This is a genomic window from Arthrobacter sp. ISL-69, from assembly GCF_018613775.1.
GTDB lineage: Bacteria > Actinomycetota > Actinomycetes > Actinomycetales > Micrococcaceae > Arthrobacter.
In genome coordinates this window covers 61,081-77,772 of the sequence record NZ_JAGGPO010000017.1, presented here as the reverse complement: position 1 = coordinate 77,772, position 16,692 = coordinate 61,081, and the positions used below count along the sequence as shown (strand labels likewise).

At 67.2% G+C, this 16,692-nt stretch carries 16 protein-coding genes; 15 read left to right on the top strand and 1 reads right to left on the bottom strand.

The window, feature by feature from the left end; all coding sequences use genetic code 11:
• Positions 1 to 89 precede the first annotated feature (89 nt).
• From J7I79_RS11480 to J7I79_RS11440, 9 genes are all read left to right on the top strand, one after another.
• Positions 90 to 833, top strand: coding sequence for a response regulator transcription factor (locus tag J7I79_RS11480; protein WP_214953251.1), 744 nt, complete (start codon positions 90 to 92; stop codon positions 831 to 833).
• On the top strand, positions 820 to 2,091 hold the full coding sequence (locus J7I79_RS11475) for a cell wall metabolism sensor histidine kinase WalK (protein WP_214953249.1): 1,272 nt from the start codon (positions 820 to 822) through the stop codon (positions 2,089 to 2,091). Before J7I79_RS11480 ends, J7I79_RS11475 begins: the two co-directional genes overlap by 14 nt.
• 157 nt (positions 2,092 to 2,248) lie before the next feature.
• Positions 2,249 to 3,736: a molybdopterin-dependent oxidoreductase gene (locus J7I79_RS11470; RefSeq protein ID WP_251042715.1), complete on the top strand. Its 1,488-nt coding sequence runs from the start codon at positions 2,249 to 2,251 to the stop codon at positions 3,734 to 3,736.
• Positions 3,737 to 3,826: 90 nt separating this feature from the next.
• The gene (gene glp, locus J7I79_RS11465; protein WP_214953247.1) at positions 3,827 to 5,104 is read left to right on the top strand and encodes a gephyrin-like molybdotransferase Glp; all 1,278 of its coding nucleotides are present in this window, start codon (positions 3,827 to 3,829) and stop codon (positions 5,102 to 5,104) included.
• On the top strand, positions 5,092 to 5,586 hold the full coding sequence (gene moaC / locus J7I79_RS11460) for a cyclic pyranopterin monophosphate synthase MoaC (protein WP_104172480.1): 495 nt from the start codon (positions 5,092 to 5,094) through the stop codon (positions 5,584 to 5,586). Before glp ends, moaC begins: the two co-directional genes overlap by 13 nt.
• Positions 5,583 to 6,107, top strand: a complete 525-nt coding sequence (locus J7I79_RS11455) for a MogA/MoaB family molybdenum cofactor biosynthesis protein (RefSeq protein WP_214953245.1) — start codon at positions 5,583 to 5,585, stop codon at positions 6,105 to 6,107. The genes moaC and J7I79_RS11455 overlap by 4 nt, the downstream gene beginning before the upstream one ends.
• Complete coding sequence (locus tag J7I79_RS11450) at positions 6,097 to 6,624, top strand: molybdenum cofactor biosynthesis protein MoaE (RefSeq protein WP_214953243.1); 528 nt, start codon at positions 6,097 to 6,099, stop codon at positions 6,622 to 6,624. Before J7I79_RS11455 ends, J7I79_RS11450 begins: the two co-directional genes overlap by 11 nt.
• Positions 6,625 to 6,722: 98 nt before the next feature.
• Complete coding sequence (gene dapB, locus J7I79_RS11445) at positions 6,723 to 7,481, top strand: 4-hydroxy-tetrahydrodipicolinate reductase (RefSeq protein WP_214953241.1); 759 nt, start codon at positions 6,723 to 6,725, stop codon at positions 7,479 to 7,481.
• A gap of 5 nt (positions 7,482 to 7,486) precedes the next feature.
• On the top strand, positions 7,487 to 7,969 hold the full coding sequence (locus J7I79_RS11440) for a hypothetical protein (protein ID WP_214953239.1): 483 nt from the start codon (positions 7,487 to 7,489) through the stop codon (positions 7,967 to 7,969).
• Here the strand turns inward: J7I79_RS11440 and J7I79_RS11435 are convergent.
• A complete protein-coding gene (locus J7I79_RS11435) occupies positions 7,966 to 9,201 on the bottom strand; it encodes a heparan-alpha-glucosaminide N-acetyltransferase domain-containing protein (protein ID WP_214953237.1) in 1,236 nt (411 codons plus the stop codon). The two genes, J7I79_RS11440 and J7I79_RS11435, sit on opposite strands and share 4 nt — an antisense overlap.
• A gap of 67 nt (positions 9,202 to 9,268) precedes the next feature.
• Between J7I79_RS11435 and J7I79_RS11430 the strand changes: the two genes are divergently transcribed.
• From J7I79_RS11430 to J7I79_RS11405, 6 genes are all read left to right on the top strand, one after another.
• Positions 9,269 to 9,607 (top strand): hypothetical protein, encoded by a 339-nt coding sequence (locus J7I79_RS11430; protein WP_251042695.1) that lies wholly within the window; start codon positions 9,269 to 9,271, stop codon positions 9,605 to 9,607.
• Positions 9,608 to 9,686: 79 nt separating this feature from the next.
• Positions 9,687 to 10,595, top strand: coding sequence for a 4-hydroxy-tetrahydrodipicolinate synthase (gene dapA / locus J7I79_RS11425; RefSeq protein ID WP_214953235.1), 909 nt, complete (start codon positions 9,687 to 9,689; stop codon positions 10,593 to 10,595).
• Positions 10,596 to 10,636: 41 nt separating this feature from the next.
• Positions 10,637 to 12,328, top strand: coding sequence for a ribonuclease J (locus tag J7I79_RS11420; RefSeq protein WP_214953233.1), 1,692 nt, complete (start codon positions 10,637 to 10,639; stop codon positions 12,326 to 12,328).
• 198 nt (positions 12,329 to 12,526) lie between these two features.
• Entirely contained in the window at positions 12,527 to 15,478 is a 2,952-nt protein-coding gene (locus J7I79_RS11415) for a DNA translocase FtsK (RefSeq protein ID WP_214953231.1), read from the top strand.
• Positions 15,479 to 15,487: 9 nt separating this feature from the next.
• Positions 15,488 to 16,129, top strand: a complete 642-nt coding sequence (gene pgsA / locus J7I79_RS11410) for a CDP-diacylglycerol--glycerol-3-phosphate 3-phosphatidyltransferase (protein ID WP_214953229.1) — start codon at positions 15,488 to 15,490, stop codon at positions 16,127 to 16,129.
• The gene (locus J7I79_RS11405) at positions 16,126 to 16,620 is read left to right on the top strand and encodes a CinA family protein (RefSeq protein ID WP_214953227.1); all 495 of its coding nucleotides are present in this window, start codon (positions 16,126 to 16,128) and stop codon (positions 16,618 to 16,620) included. The genes pgsA and J7I79_RS11405 overlap by 4 nt, the downstream gene beginning before the upstream one ends.
• Positions 16,621 to 16,692: the final 72 nt, after the last annotated feature.

Genomic DNA, 16,692 nt, shown 5'->3' with positions numbered 1-16,692 from the left:
ACATCGGCGGATCTTACGGAATCCCTACGGATCGCCACAGGAGGCGGCAAACGCGTGTCCGGCCCTGGCCCCGAACCTATGCTGGAGGTGTGAACAAGTCCCAGCCCGCCCCGGTCCAGGCCGCGGTCGGAAACCGGCGGATACTCCTCGTCGAAGACGAACAGACCATCGCCGGCGTGGTCCGTGACTACCTTGTGCAGGCGGGGTTCCAGGTGGACCTTGCCGCGGACGGATTCACCGCCCTTCGTTTGGCCGCCGAGCGGAACCCCGACCTCGTCCTGCTGGACCGCATGCTGCCCGGCCTGGACGGCGTTGAAGTGTGCCGCAGGCTCCGCCAGACGATGAGCGTTCCCGTCATCATGCTGACGGCCCTGGGAACCGAGGACGACAGGATCCTGGGGCTCGAGGTCGGCGCCGACGACTACATCACCAAGCCCTTTTCGCCCCGCGAACTGGTGCTCCGGGTCCGGTCGGTGCTGCGCCGGAGCGTCCAGGAATTCAGCCCCGAACCTGCGGTGGAGGTTGCCGGCTTCGAGCTCAACCCGGCAGCCCGGACCGTGACGCACCACGGGGCTCCGCTCGCCCTGACCATCCGTGAGTTCGATCTGCTGGCGTTCCTGCTGCGCCGCCCCAACCAGGTGTTCAGCCGGGAGGAACTCATCAAGGCCGTGTGGGGCTGGGACTTCGGGGACCTGTCCACGGTCACCGTCCACGTCCGCCGGCTGCGCGAAAAAATCGAGGCGGATCCCACCCGGCCCGCTCTCCTCAAGACGGTGTGGGGCGTGGGCTACCGGTTCGACACTCCGGACGGAGCCTCCGGTGCAAACCTCTGAGCTCCTCGCCATCGTGGCCTGGGCGCTCCTGTGGGCTGTGGTCATTGGAACCGTGTCGCTGCTCCTGCTCACGCCACTCCGCAGGACGTCCATCGCCGTGCAGATCTGCATGGTGGTGCTCTCCACTGTGGCCGTACTGACCGCAGGCATGGTCAGCGCGTTCAACGCCATGTTTATTTCAGCCCGGGACCTCGAAGTCATGTGGTACGTCCTGGCCATCGCATCCGCCGTTGCACTGGCCATCTCCCTGGTCCTCGGAGCACGGGTCTCGCGCAACGCAAAACTGCTCGCCGCCGCCGCACGGAGCATCGGGCGCGGCGAAAGCCCTGGGCTGCCGGCACCGCTCATGAGCTCGGAGCTGTCCGAACTCGCGGACGAACTGGAACGCAGCAGCCGCATGCTGGCCGAATCCCGGGAGCGGGAGGCCGCCGTCGAGCGTGCCCGGCGGGAACTCGTCAGCTGGATCTCCCACGACCTCCGCACACCGCTGGCCAGCATGCGGGCCATGGCCGAAGCCCTCGAGGACGGCATGGCTGCAGACATCCGCGGCTACTACCGCAAGATCATCAGCCAGACCGACCAGATGGCCGTAATGGTCAACGACCTCCTGGAACTCTCCAAGATCCAGGCGGGCACCCTGCGCCTCAAAGCCGAGCCGCTGGATCTCTACGACCTCGCCAGCGACGCCATCGCCGACCTCGCGCCGCTCGCCGCCCGCCGGCAGATCACGCTCGACGGCGGCGGCCTCCGGGAGTGCCTCGCCCTGGCGGACGGGCCCTCGCTGGGCCGCGCGGTCCGCAACGTGGTGCTGAACGCCATTCTCTACAGCAAGCCCGGCTCTGCCGTGACTGTGGAAGTCGGCAGGGACGGGAAGGAATCGGTGGTTTCCGTGACAGACGGCTGCGGCGGAATCGCTCCGGAAGACATCGGGCACCTCTTCGACACCGGATGGCAGAAGAACCCGTCGCGCAGCCGCTCCGGCGGTGCCAACCTTGCCGGGCCGGAGCCAGGACGGGATCCCGAAGCGGCCCGGGATCCGGAGATGGCAGGATACAGCGGCGCCGGGATCGGGCTCAGCATGGTGGCGGGAATCGTCCGGGCCCATGAGGGCAGCGTGACGGTTGAGAATGTCGACGGCGGCTGCCGGTTCTCCCTTCGCCTCCCCGCCCAGGATCCGGCTGGCCCGGCCGACGCCCCGCGCAGGAGTGCGCTTACCACCAAGGACGCACCGGGAGCGGAGGTGCCCCGTGGGCTTTGATCTCCAGGGAAAGGCGTCCGTTGGCGCGGCCGCCACTCTACCCGGCACCGCCAGCCATCCCGGCCGGTGGGCGGCCGCCACAGGAGTCGTGGCCGTGGCCGCGGGGGTGGTGGTCGGCGAACTCGTAGCTGCCCTCGTCAGCCCGGCGCTTTCCCCCATGACAGGTGTGGGGGGTGCCGTCATCGACGCTGTACCGCCAGCCGTCAAGGACTGGGCGGTCGCAGTGTTCGGCACCGCTGACAAGTTGGCGCTGCTCGTCGGCATGGGACTGGCCATTGCGGCGCTGGCTGCGCTGGCAGGCCTCCTGGAGTGGCGGCGCCGCTTTGCCGGGCTTGCAGTCATCGGCATCTTTGGTGTGGTGGGGCTGGTGGCTGTCCTTGGCCGCGCCCAGGTGACCGGCAACGCCATTGCGTTGCCACCGCTTGCCGCCGCAACAGGAATCCTGGTGCTGCGCTGGCTGATGTCGCGACTCCGGGACTGGTCGACGTCGGCAGCGGCGGGGGAGCGTCCTGCGGCGGCCGCCGCGCCGGCCGCGTCACCGATCGCGGGAGGGGCCGCCGAACCAGACGACGGACCCGACCGGCGCCGGTTCCTCCAGGCACTGGGCGGGGGAGCCGTCGTCGCGACTGTTGGTGGAGCCTTAGCAGCAGGGCTGCGCGGAGCGGCTGCAGGCGTCAGTGAAATCCGGAGCAAACTTGCCTTGCCGTCCTCTGCTTCCCCGGCTTCGCCGGTTCCGGCCGGGGCTGAGCTGACGCTGGACGGCATGGATCCGCTGGTGACGCCCAACCGCGACTTCTACCGGATCGATACGGCCCTCACTGTTCCTGCGGTGGATCCGGACACCTGGGTCCTCAGGGTCACGGGCATGGTGGAACGGGAAATCGAACTGGATTTCGCTACGCTGCTGGCAAAACCCATGACCGAACGCCACGTGACCATCGCCTGCGTCTCCAACGAGGTGGGCGGGGACCTCATCGGCAATGCGCTGTGGCTTGGCTGGCCGGTCCGGGAGCTGCTGGCCATGGCCGGGCCGACGAGCGGCGCCGACATGGTGCTGTCCCGCAGCAAGGACGGGTGGACCGCCGGCACCCCGCTGGAGGTTCTCACTGACGACCGGGATGCCCTGATCGCCGTGGGCATGAACGGCGAGCCGCTGCCGCTGGAGCACGGCTTCCCCGTGCGCCTCGTCGTGCCCGGCCTGTACGGCTACGTTTCCGCCACCAAATGGCTCACTGAACTCAAAGTGACCCGGTTCGCGGACGACGTCGGCTACTGGACGCCCCGCGGCTGGAGTGAGCGCGGGCCCATCAAGACGTCGTCCCGCATTGACGTTCCGCGGGCCGGCCGCGCGGTGCGTGCCGGAGCGGTGGCGTTCGGCGGTGTTGCCTGGGCCCAGCACACCGGGATCAGCAAGGTGGAACTCCGCGTCAACCGCGGCGACTGGCAGACGGTGGAGCTTGCTCCCGGCATATCGCGGGACACCTGGTACCAGTGGCAGCTGTCGTTGCCCTTGACGCCCGGGCAGTATGAGATCCAGGTCAGGGCCACGGACCTGAACGGTGTGCCGCAGGTCGAAGAGCGGTCACAGGTCGCTCCGGACGGTGCCACGGGATTCCACACCATTAGAGTTGACGTGACGCCCTAGCGGGTCCCAGGCCCAGCGGGCCGCAGGCCCAGTGCGCCGAACTCGTAATACGACCGCATTGCAGTAAGCCCGGACCGAGGTAAGGAACGCATGCACCGCACCGACAACAAACACGGCACCGGCGGCAGCCACGGCAACAGGTCCGGCGACAAAGGCGGCCATCCGGCCCGCACTGTGGCGGCGCACCGCGAGGCCGTACGGGAGCTGCTGGCAGGCCTCGGTGGCCCCGGCCGCACCGAGCAGCTGCCCCTTCTGGAGGCGCTGGGACGCGGGCTGGCGGCGGACATCACTGCTCCCGTGGACCTGCCTCCGTTCGCAAACTCCCAAATGGACGGCTTTGCCGTCCGCAGCACGGACATTCCCGATGTCGGCAGGGAACTCAGGGTAGTGGACCCCATCCCCGCCGGTGCCGTGGCGGCGCCGCTTGAACCGGGCACGGCCGCCCCGATCATGACTGGAGCCATGATTCCCCCCGGGGCTGACGCCGTCGTACCCATCGAGAGGGCCGTTCCCGACTCCTTCCCCCGTCCCGGAACCCCTGCGTCGGTACGGCTGCCGGCAATGGAATCCGGCACCTACGTCCGCGAAGCGGGAAGCGACGTCCGGACTGGGGAGCTGGCGCTCGCCGGCGGAACCTTCCTGGGGCCGGGCCAGCTGGGACTGCTGGCAGCGCTCGGCATTACACGGGTCACCGTGAACCGGAACCTTAAGGTGCTCCTCGCCACGACCGGGGACGAAGTGGTGGAGCCCGGCGGGCCGCTGGAACCCGGCAAGATCTACGACGCCAACGGCACCCTCCTGGAAGCCGCGATGCGCCAGGCCGGGCTGGACGTCCTGCGGACCGCGATCTCAACGGACAACCCGGAGGAACTGACAGCACTGCTCCGGCAGCACGCCCCGCGGGTCGACCTGATCGTCACCACAGGAGGCGTCAGCAAGGGCGCCTATGAAGTGGTCCGGCAGGCCACCGCGGAACAGGACGTGGAATTCCTGCATGTGGCCATGCAGCCCGGCGGCCCGCAGGGCATCGGACGGTTCGACGGCGTGCCCTTCGTGGGTTTCCCGGGCAACCCCGTCAGCTGCCTGGTCTCCTTCGAGATGTTCCTCCGCCCGGTCCTCAGCGCGTTGCTGGGCGCACCGGCACCCCGCACGGCCATCCGGGCCAGGCTGGCGGACCCGGTGGATTCACCCGCGGGGAAACACCAGCTCCGGCGCGGCACCCTCCAACCGGACGGCACGGTCCGGCTGGAAGGCGGCGCGGGCTCGCACCTGGTTCATGCACTGGCCGGTTCCAACGCCCTGATCCATGTTCCGGTCGGGACATCTGCGCTCGCCGCAGGCGCGGAAGTGGAAGTATGGACGCTGTGAACAATGAAGACAACGCTGCCGGCCTGACGCATCTGCGCCGGGACGGAACAGCGCAGATGGTTGATGTTTCCGGCAAGGCCGAGACCACCCGGGAGGCCACAGCCACCGCTACGGTCCGCACCACAGCCGAGGTGCTGGCACTCCTGGGCGCGGGCGACCTGCCGAAGGGCGACGCCTTGGCGGTGGCCCGCGTGGCCGGGATCATGGCGGCGAAAAAAACACCCGAGCTCATCCCGTTGTGCCATCCGCTGCCCATCTCCAAGGTCACCGTCGACTTTGAACTGGGCAAGGATGCCGTCGCAGTGCTGGCAACCGTCAAGACCCGCGGCGTGACCGGCGTCGAAATGGAGGCGCTCACCGCAGCGTCGGTGGCGGCCCTCAGCGTGTACGACATGATCAAGGCAGTCGACAAGCATGCGGTATTGACCGACATCAGGGTGCTGGCCAAAAGCGGCGGCAAGAGCGGGGACTGGACAGCATGAGCAGCTTTGGACAGCAGCCCGAACCGCACCGCCACGGAGAGGCCACCGGCCGGAAGGCCGGCGTCGTGATTGCCTCCAACCGGGCAGCAGCGGGCATCTACCGCGACGAAACCGGCCCGGTGATCATCGACTGGCTGACCGAGCACGGGTTCGAAACGTTCCCGGCCATGGTGGTTCCCGACGGCGAACCCGTGGGAGCGGCACTCCGCGCCCTGCTGACGCAGCAGCCAGCCGTGATCATAACCAGCGGTGGGACCGGGCTCAGCCCCGATGACCTCACCCCCGAAATGACGGTTCCCCTGCTGGACCGCGAAATCCCGGGGATCATGGAAGGAATCAGGCAGGCCGGTCTCGCCAAGACGCCCATGGCCATGCTGAGCCGCGGACACGCAGGCGCAGCCGGGCGGACGTTCATTGTCAATCTTCCCGGATCACCCAAGGGCGTCATGGACGGCCTGAGCGTGCTGGATCCGGTCATCGGGCACCTGTGCGACCAGTTGGAGGGAGATCATGGGCACTGAAAAAGGCACTGAAACCGGCACCGCGGCGGGTACGGGCTCCGGATTCGAGATTGTGAATGCGGTGCTGAGCGCGGAACCCATTTCCGTGGCGCAGGCGATTGCCGCGGTGGAATCGGACACGGCGGGTGCCGTGGTCAGCTTCAGCGGCGTGGTGCGGAACCACGACGGCGGGAAGCCGGTTGAGCGGCTCAGTTACAGTGCGCATCCCACCGCCCACCAGGTGATGGCCGACGTCGTCGCGCAGCTGGTGGCCGAACACTCCGGCGACGCTGCCGCTGTTGCTGGCCCTGTTGGTGCCGCGACCGGCGGTGAGCCGGTACGGATCTGGGCCGCGCACCGGGTGGGCATGCTGGAAATCGGCGACCCCGCCCTGGTGTGCGCGGTGTCCGCCGCCCACCGCGGCCAGGCCTTCGAGGTGTGCTCGGAGCTCGTTGACCGGATCAAGGCGCAGGTGCCCATCTGGAAGGAACAGTTCTTCAGCGACGGAACCGTCGAATGGGTCGGGGCCGGCGCCTAGGAAGCCGGGGCCGGCCCCGAGGGCTGTCGGGTCGGGGCCGGCGGTAACCTGCCGGCCCCGTTCATCCGGGCGGGCGGCCCGACGGTAGGGTTAACTCCATGACCGAACAACTTGCCGTCGCCGTCCTGGGCGCGAACGGGCGCATGGGCGCCGAGGCCGTGAAAGCCGTCGAAGCGGCCGCCGACATGAAGCTCGTGGCGGCCCTCGGACGGGGTGATTCCCTGGCTGAGCTGGTCAATGCCGGCGCCCGGGTGGTGGTGGACCTGACCGTCCCCGAAAGCACCGAAGCGAACGTCCGCTTCGCCGTCGAACACGGCATGCACGCCGTCGTCGGCACCACCGGCTGGGACGCCGCCCGGCTCCATGACCTTGAGGAACTGCTTGGCCGGAATGCCGGCATCGGCGTCCTCATCGCCCCCAACTTCGCCCTCGGTTCCGTGCTGGCGTCGGCTTTTGCCGCCAAGGCCTCTAAGTACTTCGAATCGGTGGAAGTCATCGAGCTGCACCACCCGGACAAGGTTGACGCACCGTCGGGAACCGCAGTCCGCACCGCGCAGCTGATTGCGGCCGAACGCGCCGCCGCCGGCATCGGCGCCGGGCCGGACGCCACCACCACCGAACTTGCCGGCGCCCGGGGCTGCGATGTCGACGGCATCCGCGTCCACAGCGTGCGGCTCCGCGGCCTCGTGGCGCACCAGGAAGTCCTGCTCGGCGGACCGGGGGAGCAGCTGACGCTGCGGCACGACTCCTTCGACCGGGCGTCCTTCATGCCGGGCGTGCTGCTGGGAGTGCGGAACATCGCCGGCCACCCCGGGCTGACCGTAGGCCTGGACGGCTACCTGGACCTCGGAGTCTGACGGCCGTGGGCAATGTCCTCGCCGGCTTGAAGAAGAACCGCACCAAGATCTGGGTCGGCGCGGTGACGCTCCTGCTGGCCTTCTACCTGGTGGTGTCCTTCCAGCGCTCCGTGCTGCTCCTCACCGATCCCAATCCGGTGGCCAAAGCCATTGGCGCCGCCTATCTGATCCTGCCCGCCATCGGAGCCTGGGCGCTGGTCCGCGAGCTGCTGTTCGGTGCCAGGACGGAGCAGATGGCCAAGGTCCTCGAGGCCGAAGGCGGCCTGCCCGTCGACAACCTGCAGCGCACACCCGCCGGACGGATCGTGCGGGAATCGGCAGACGCCGAGTTTGAGAAATACCGGATCGAAGCCGAGGAAGCGCCGGATGATTGGCGTTCATGGTTCCGGCTCAGCTGCGCCTACGACGCCGCGGGCGACCGCAAACGAGCCCGGGCATCCATGCGCGACGCCCTGAAGCTGTTCCGCGAGGGCAGCGGCACCGCCTAGCGGATGCCGGCCCGCTGGTACCTGCCAACCTCGCTGGCGGCGTGGGCCACCCACTCGAGCGGCCCCCGCCAGTGGAGCGCCGCAAATGAACCTCCAATGAGGACCGCGGTCAGGGCCTGGGCGGCGTATACGCCTTCCTCGGTCCAGCCGACGGGGAGAGGCTGCAGGTACATCGCAGCCACCAGGCACACATGCGCCGTGTACAGGCTGAGCGTCATGGCGCCGGCACCACGCAGCGGCAGCAGCAGGTCCAGGTTGAGCCATTCACCCAGGCGCCCCAGGAGCAGGCAGGCGCCAACCACAGCAACGGCTACGGCTGACGTGTGCAATAGGTCCAGCGTTGTGCCCGAATGCGGCGCACTTCCCGCAAGCCACCACCACGAGCCCGATTGGTCGACGCCGGCCAGGTTCACCTGCAGCAGGCTGTCCAGCGGGTAGCGGGGGTCAGCCAGTTGCGCCTGCAGTGCGGCCTTGCCGCCCCACTCGTTCATCATCAGGACGCCCAGCCATTTGGCCAGCACGGCCACCACAGTGCCTCCGGCCAGCAGCAGGACCTGGACGGCCATCTTCGTCAGCGCCAGCCGGCCGATCACCAGCCCAATCAGCAGGTAGCTGAGCCACTGCAGGACGGGGTAGTAGCCGGTCAGGAAGATGTCCCCGAGCAGGCGCCCGGGCGTAACAAGGTCGTCCCAGTTGGGGTTGTGGCGCAGCTGCAGCGGCGGGGAAGCGGCCAGGAGCCACGGCCGCAGCAGGTAGGCGAGCACCGGCGAACCAATGACCCAGCCCGCGGCAAAGGCGCAAAGCGGCCTGATGCTGAGGCCGATGAACGGCAGGACACACAGGAACAGCACGGCGTAATGCACCAGGATCACCGCAACGTTGACTTCCAGCCCGCCGAGGAAGAGCCCGACGACGGCGATCACCAGGGCGCGCAGGGCGATGCCGCGGCGGGCACCCCACAACTCCCGGCCTTCCGGCGGACGCTGTTTCCCGGTGGACAGGGCCAGCCCGATCCCGGCCAGGACGGCAAACAAAGCCGCCGCCCGCCCGGAGAAGGTGAGGCCGATCCAGGTGGGCGTCAGTTGCGCGTCGGCTTCGAACGTGGGGAGCAGGTGGGTGGCCATCATGCCGAGCAGCGCCAGCCCGCGGGCGGCGTCGATTCCGGTGAGTCTCGTCGTCTTGGGGGTGCCTTTGGCGGTCCGCGAGGGAGAAGCAGTGCCACGGGAGGTCATGAGCCGATCGTCTCATATCCGGGCGGAACCCCTTGTGTTCGAATATATGTTCGAATAGGATCGCCTCATGAACAACGCACCAGAACGCGGAACGCCGGCTGGACCGCTCAAGGCGATGAGCCCTGGCGTGGTGGACTACCTCTTCCGCCGGCTGGTCGCCGGCGACCCGGCCGAGGACATTCAGTGGGGCAAGGAAGGTGTGGCGCTGTCAGCCCAGCCGCCCGGCGCGGAACTGGCGCGCAGGCTCTCTGAGTGCGACCTTGAGGCCCTGACGCCCACGGAGCTCTTCCACTACGTCCGCGCCGCCCAGCGGCTCGCTTCGTGGGCGGAGTCGCTCCGGGAGGAAGCCGTCAGCCGCTACTGCGGCATCCCCCGCCGGGAACCGTGTCAAACCCCTGAAAAGTGACGGCTGAAGGGCCGACTTTGACGATCATCACGCCGCCGCCATTGTCCTAACAAGGCGGGGACAGGGTAACGTTTTTCCTATGGCTGACACTTCCGCGAATATCCCTGCTTTTGGCACCCTCCTGACCGCTATGGTCACGCCGTTCACTGTGGACGGCAAAGTGGACTACCAGCAGGCGGCGGAACTGGCCGTGAAGCTTGTCGACGACGGCTGCGACGGCCTGGTCGTCACCGGAACCACCGGCGAAACCTCCACCCTCACCGACGACGAGAACGTGGGGATGTTCCGTGCGGTGAAGGAAGCTGTCGGCGGCCGTGCAGCGATCATTGCCGGCACCGGAACCAACGACACCGCACACTCCGTGCATCTTTCCCGGCTGGCAGCCGACGTTGGCGTCGACGGCCTCCTGATCGTCACGCCGTACTACAACAAGCCCAGCCAGGCCGGCGTGCGCGCCCACTTTGAGGCTATCGCCTCCTCCACCGATGTGCCCGTGATGCTCTATGACATCCCCGGCCGTTCCTCGATCCAGATTGCCCCGGAAACCATGATCCGTCTGGCAGCGCACCCGAACATCGTCGCGGTCAAGGACGCCAAGGCCGATTTCGCCGCCGCCACCCGCGTTATGGCAGAGACCGACCTGCTCTTCTACTCCGGCGACGACGGCTTGACCCTGCAGTGGATGGCGCTGGGCGCCGTCGGGCTCGTGGGCGTCACCACCCACGTTGCCACCCGCCGGTTCCGCGAGCTGATCGACGCCGTCAACGCGAACGATTTCGGCACCGCCCGGAAGATCAATTTTGAACTCGAACCTGTTATCCGGGCCACGATGACCCGCGTGCAAGGGGCCGTTGCGGCCAAGCAGATTCTTAAATGGCAGGGAGTCCTGCCCAACTCGGTTGTCCGTTTGCCCCTCGTGGAGCCGGACGAAACCGAGATCGTAACCATCCGCGAGGATTTGGCGGAAGCAGGAATGGTCTTTTCCTGATCGGCAAAGACCCCACTGTTCCGCCCGGAAAGTAGTGCATTATGACCCAAACCGCCCTTCCCGGCCTTGTCACGCCACCGAAACTGCCCCAAGGGACCCTGCGGATCGTGCCGCTCGGCGGCCTGGGGGAGATCGGCCGCAACATGGCTGTCTTCGAAATCGACGGCAAGCTGCTCATCGTCGACTGCGGTGTCCTCTTCCCTGAGGAGACCCAGCCCGGCGTCGATCTCATCCTGCCCGATTTCTCCTACATCGAGAACCGGCTTGATGACATCGTGGCCGTCGTCCTGACCCACGGCCATGAGGACCACATCGGTGCCGTGCCGTACCTGCTGCGCCTCCGCGCCGACATTCCCCTGATCGGCTCTCAGCTCACCCTTGCCCTCATCGAGGCCAAGCTGCAGGAACACCGGATTAAGCCCTTCACGCTCACCGTGACAGAAGGCCAGGTGGAGCGCTTCGGTCCCTTCGAAACCGAGTTCGTTGCGGTCAACCACTCGATTCCCGATGCCTTGGCCGTGTTCATCCGCACTGCCGGCGGCACCGTGCTGCACACGGGCGACTTCAAGATGGACCAGCTGCCGCTGGACGGCAGGATCACGGACCTTCGCCACTTCGCCAAGCTGGGCGAAGAAGGCGTTGACCTGTTCATGTCCGACTCCACCAACGCGGACGTCCCCGGTTTCACCACCGCCGAGAAGGAAATCGGCCCCACCCTGGACCGGCTCTTCGGCCAGGCCAGCAAGCGGATCATTGTCGCTTCCTTCTCCTCGCACGTCCACCGTGTGCAGCAGGTCCTGGACGCTGCGGCCAACCACAACCGCAAGGTTGCCTTCGTGGGCCGCTCCATGGTCCGCAACATGGCCATCGCGGCCAAGCTTGGCTACCTCGACGTGCCGGACGGCATCCTGGTGGACATCAAGAACATCGACAACCTGCCGGACAACCGCGTAGTGCTGATGTCCACGGGTTCACAGGGCGAGCCGATGGCTGCGTTGTCCCGGATGGCCAACGGGGACCACCGCGTCGTCGTGGGCAAGGGCGATACCGTCATCCTGGCCTCCAGCCTGATCCCGGGCAACGAGAACGCGGTTTTCCGCATCATCAACGGCCTGCTGAAGCTCGGCGCCGACGTCATCCACAAGGGCAATGCCAAGGTCCACGTGTCCGGCCACGCCGCGGCCGGGGAACTGCTGTACTGCTACAACATCCTCGAACCGCTGAACGCCATGCCGGTGCACGGCGAGACGCGGCACCTGATCGCCAACGGCAAGATCGCCCTCGAATCGGGCGTACCCGATGAGAGCATCCTGCTGGCTGACAACGGCACCGTCATCGACCTTCGTGACCACCAGGCCGACGTCGTGGGCCAGGTGGAAGTGGGCTTCGTCTACGTCGACGGCTCCAGCGTTGGCGAGGTCACGGAAGCCGACCTTAAGGACCGCCAGACGCTCGGTGATGAAGGCTTCATCTCCATCATTACGGTGATCCACCGCGCCACCGGCAAGGTGGTCTCCGGGCCGGAGATCCACGCCCGTGGCGTGGCTGAAGATGATTCCGTCTTCGACGAAATCATCCCCAAGATCAATGCTGCGCTGGAAGAAGCCGTGCTCAACCACACGGACCACACCACGCACCAGCTCCAGCAGGTTGTCCGCCGCGTCGTTGGCACATGGGTCAACCGCAAGCTTCGCCGCAAGCCCCTGATCATCCCGGTGGTCCTCGAGGCCTAGGCATCAGGTCTTGTGCCACCTGGGCCTTCCTCGCAGAAACGTAGCCGCCGCGGCAGCTGCCTGCGGGGAGGGCCCCGGTGTTTAAGCCGCTCGGACGGGTCAAGGGCGCATTATTTCCGCTGTCCCGTCCGCAACATGCAGCCCGGACTGCCCCGGAAATCCGCGGTTTTTGGCCCCACTTCGGGTACCGTGGCGGGTATGGCGACACGTACCTCCTCCGCGCCTAGAGGCAACTCAAGCGGTAAATCAGGCAGCTCTGCGGGCCGGGGCTCCGGCTCCGCTGCGTCCAAATCCAGCCGGACCGGAGGAACGTCAGGCGCGGCACGCACACGTCAGATGGCCGCCGTCGAACCCCGCCAGCCGTGGCTCGTACGGGTGGCCGCCGGGGCCTGGCTGGGCATCGGCCACGTCGTCGGCGGGGGCGTGCGCCGGATCGGCTACGACGTCAGCGACCTCGCGCCGGAAGACCGTCGGGACGGAGCTGCCCTCTTCAATCTCGCCCTTGGCGTGTTTGTTGCCACCTTCGCCTGGTGGGGCTTCACAGGATGGTTCCCCGACACTGTCTTCGCAGTCGTCAACGGGACCTTCGGCTGGATGTCCCTGCTGCTGCCGCTGATGCTTTTCGTCTGCGCCTTCCGGCTGTTCCGCCAACCGTCGGACGGGCGGGGCAACAACAGGATCGGTATCGGCTTCCTGATCATGACCTTTGCCGGCTGCGGCCTGGCACATGTCATCGGCGGCCAGCCCACAGTAGTGGACGGATTCGACGGCCTGCGCCGGGCAGGCGGAATGCTAGGCTTCTTGGCCGCTTCGCCGCTGGCCGCCCTGCACACGGCTGTGCCCGTGGCCGTCTACGGACTTCTTGCATTCACGTCCCTTCTGATCATCACCGCTACCCCGTTCGGCGCCATTCCCCGCCGGATCAGGGACGCCTATGAGCACCTCATGGGCATCGACCTGCAGGAAGCCGGCGACGCCCACGACCGCAGCTACCTCTACGAAAACTCCGCCCAGGCCGCGCCGAAGAAAAAGAGGCGCGGCCGGCTGTTCGGCAAGGACCAGGACACCGATCCCCGCCTCGAAGGCTACGTTGGGGACGAAGCCTTCGAACATGCCGTCATCGACGACGACGAGGCAACTGACAGCGCCAACGGCACCAAGGCAGGCGGCAAGGGGTCCCGCCCGGCACCCGGCGTCCGGCGGCCCACCCAGGCCGAGATCGCCGTCGAAAAGATCAAGGCAGCCCAGGGCCTGGGCACCAAGGGCCCGGAATTCAACGGCGAGAACGCCACAGAGGCCATTCCGCTCGTCACCCCTGGCATGGTCGCCGCCGGTTCCCTGAACCCCGTTGCCCCCGCCGCAGCAGGAGCTGTAGCAGCAGGGGCGGCCGCCGCGGCCGCGCAAGTGCCTTCACGCCCCGTCGCCCCGCCGCCACTGCCCACGCCGATCCCGCAGCGCACGGAGCAGCTTTCGCTCGCCGGCGACGTCACTTACACCTTGCCGTCCTCGGACGTCCTGGCACCCGGCTCCATCCCCAAGGAGCGCACCGAGGCCAACGACGCCATCGTGGCCTCCCTGACGGACACCCTGAACCAGTTCAACGTCGACGCGCAGGTCACCGGCTTCAGCCGCGGGCCCACCGTGACTCGCTACGAGATTGAGCTGTCCGCGGGCACCAAGGTGGAACGCGTCACGGCGCTCTCCAAGAACATCTCCTACGCCGTCGCCTCGAGCGACGTCCGCATCCTGAGCCCGATTCCCGGCAAGTCCGCCATCGGCATCGAGATCCCCAACACAGACCGCGAGACGGTCTCGCTCGGCGATGTGCTCCGCAGCCAGAACGCCCGCCGCACCGACCACCCCATGGTGATGGGTGTCGGCAAGGACGTCGAAGGCGGCTATGTAGTCGCGAACCTCGCCAAGATGCCCCACCTGCTCGTGGCCGGTGCCACCGGTGCCGGTAAGTCGTCGTTCGTGAACTCCATGATCACGTCCATCCTGATGCGTGCCACCCCGGACGAGGTCCGCATGGTCATGGTGGACCCCAAGCGCGTGGAACTCACGGCGTACGAAGGTGTCCCGCACCTGATCACGCCCATCATCACCAACCCGAAGAAGGCAGCGGAGGCCCTGCAGTGGGTGGTCCGGGAAATGGACGCCCGCTACGACGACCTCGCCAACTACGGGTTCAAGCACATTGATGACTTCAACAAGGCCGTCCGGGCAGGCAAGGTCCACCCGCCGGTCGACTCCAAGCGCGTCATCCGCCCGTACCCGTATCTGCTGGTGATCGTGGACGAGCTCGCCGACCTCATGATGGTGGCACCCCGCGACGTCGAAGACTCCATCGTCAGGATCACCCAGCTGGCCCGTGCCGCCGGTATCCACCTGGTGCTCGCCACCCAGCGGCCCTCCGTTGACGTTGTCACCGGCCTGATCAAGGCCAACGTGCCGTCCCGCATGGCGTTTGCCACGTCCTCCGTCACCGACTCCCGCGTGGTCCTGGACCAGCCCGGAGCGGAAAAGCTCATCGGCCAGGGTGACGCGCTCTTCCTCCCGATGGGCGCTTCCAAGGCCATGCGCGTGCAGGGTGCCTGGGTCACTGAATCGGAAATCCACAAGGTCGTGGAGCACGTCAAGGGCCAGCTCAAGGTCGACTACCGCCACGACGTTGCCCCCGAGGCGCAGAAGAAGCAGATCGACGACGACATCGGGGATGACCTCGAGGTCCTGCTGCAGGCCACTGAGCTCGTGGTGACCACCCAGTTCGGCTCAACCTCCATGCTGCAGCGCAAGCTGCGCGTGGGCTTCGCGAAGGCGGGCCGGCTCATGGACCTGCTCGAATCCAGGGGAGTGGTGGGGCCCTCGGAGGGTTCCAAGGCCCGCGACGTCCTGGTGAAGCCCGATGACCTCGCGGCGGTCCTCGCAGCCATGAAGGGCCAGGACGCCCCGGCCGCGCCGGATTCCCAGACCGCGGCGCTGAGCGACAACGCCAATGCGAACATCGCCCAGGGCGGCTATGCCGAGGACCTCGTGGCGGCGGACCTGGACAACCGCACCCAGAAAGCCGAATACTACGACGGCGCCGACGGCAACTCCGGTGACGACGAGGACGGCTCCGAGGACGCCTGGTCGCTCACCGGACGGTAGCCTAGGAGAGTGACTAGCACTGAAGCCAACAGCTCAGGCTCCTCCTCCGGGATCTGGAACCTTCCGAACATCCTGACGATGCTGCGGATTGCCCTGGTGCCGTTCTTCGTCTGGTTCCTCGTCGCGGACGCCCCGGGGCTCGATAGCCAGAACGGCGTCTGGCGCTGGGCCGCTGCCCTGACGTTTGCCGTCGCCATCTACACCGACAAGCTCGACGGCGACATCGCCCGCAGCAGGGGACTCATCACCAACTTCGGCAAGATTGCCGATCCCATCGCGGACAAACTGCTGACGGGCTCCGCACTGGTGATGCTGTCCGTCCTGGGCGAGCTGCCATGGTGGATCACCATCCTGATCCTGGTCCGCGAATGGGGCATCACTGCACTCCGGTTCTTCGTCATCCGCTATGGCGTCATCCCGGCGTCGCGCGGCGGCAAGCTGAAGACCGTTGTGCAGACCGTTGCGATCCTGCTGTATGTGATTCCGCTTGCATCGCTGGCGCCGTGGCTGGGTGTGGTCGCCTTCCTGGTGATGCTCGCCGCCGTGGCCGTCACCGTCTGGACCGGCGTCCAGTATGTTGTTGAAGCACTCAAGCTGCGGGCAAGCGGACGTCGTGCCGCCAGCCAGCGCGTTCAAGGAGAAATGCCGTGAGCAATCTGCACCGCATCGCCGAACAGGCAGTTACCGGCGCCATCTCGCGGGGACTGACCGTCGCCACCGCCGAATCGCTGACAGCGGGCATGGTGACGGCGGTCCTCGCTGACACCCCCGGCGCCTCGGGCATGCTCCAGGGCGGAGTGGTGTCCTACCAGAACGCAGTCAAGGCGGACGTCCTGGGCGTGCCCCAAGAGCTGCTCGACGCCGTCGGATCCGTCGAGGGAGCCGTTGCAGAGGCGATGGCGGCCGGAGCCCGAAGGGTCTGCGGCGCGGACGTCGGCGTGTCGACAACCGGCGTCGCCGGTCCGGAACCGCACGGCGGGAAAGCCGTGGGAACAGTCTTCGTCGGCATCGCCACCGCGGAGGGCACGACGTCGTTCGGTTACGTTTTCGAGGGGAACCGCGCCGACATCCGTGGACAGGCCTGCGCGGCTGCTTTGGAGCGGCTGCTTGAGGCGCTATCTTCCGAGGCTTACCAGGCGTAAAGTTGCCGGGAACAAAATTTGATTCCTAATAGTTGTTACATTGTGTCGCTTCCGAATCGCGGAGGCGCCTAG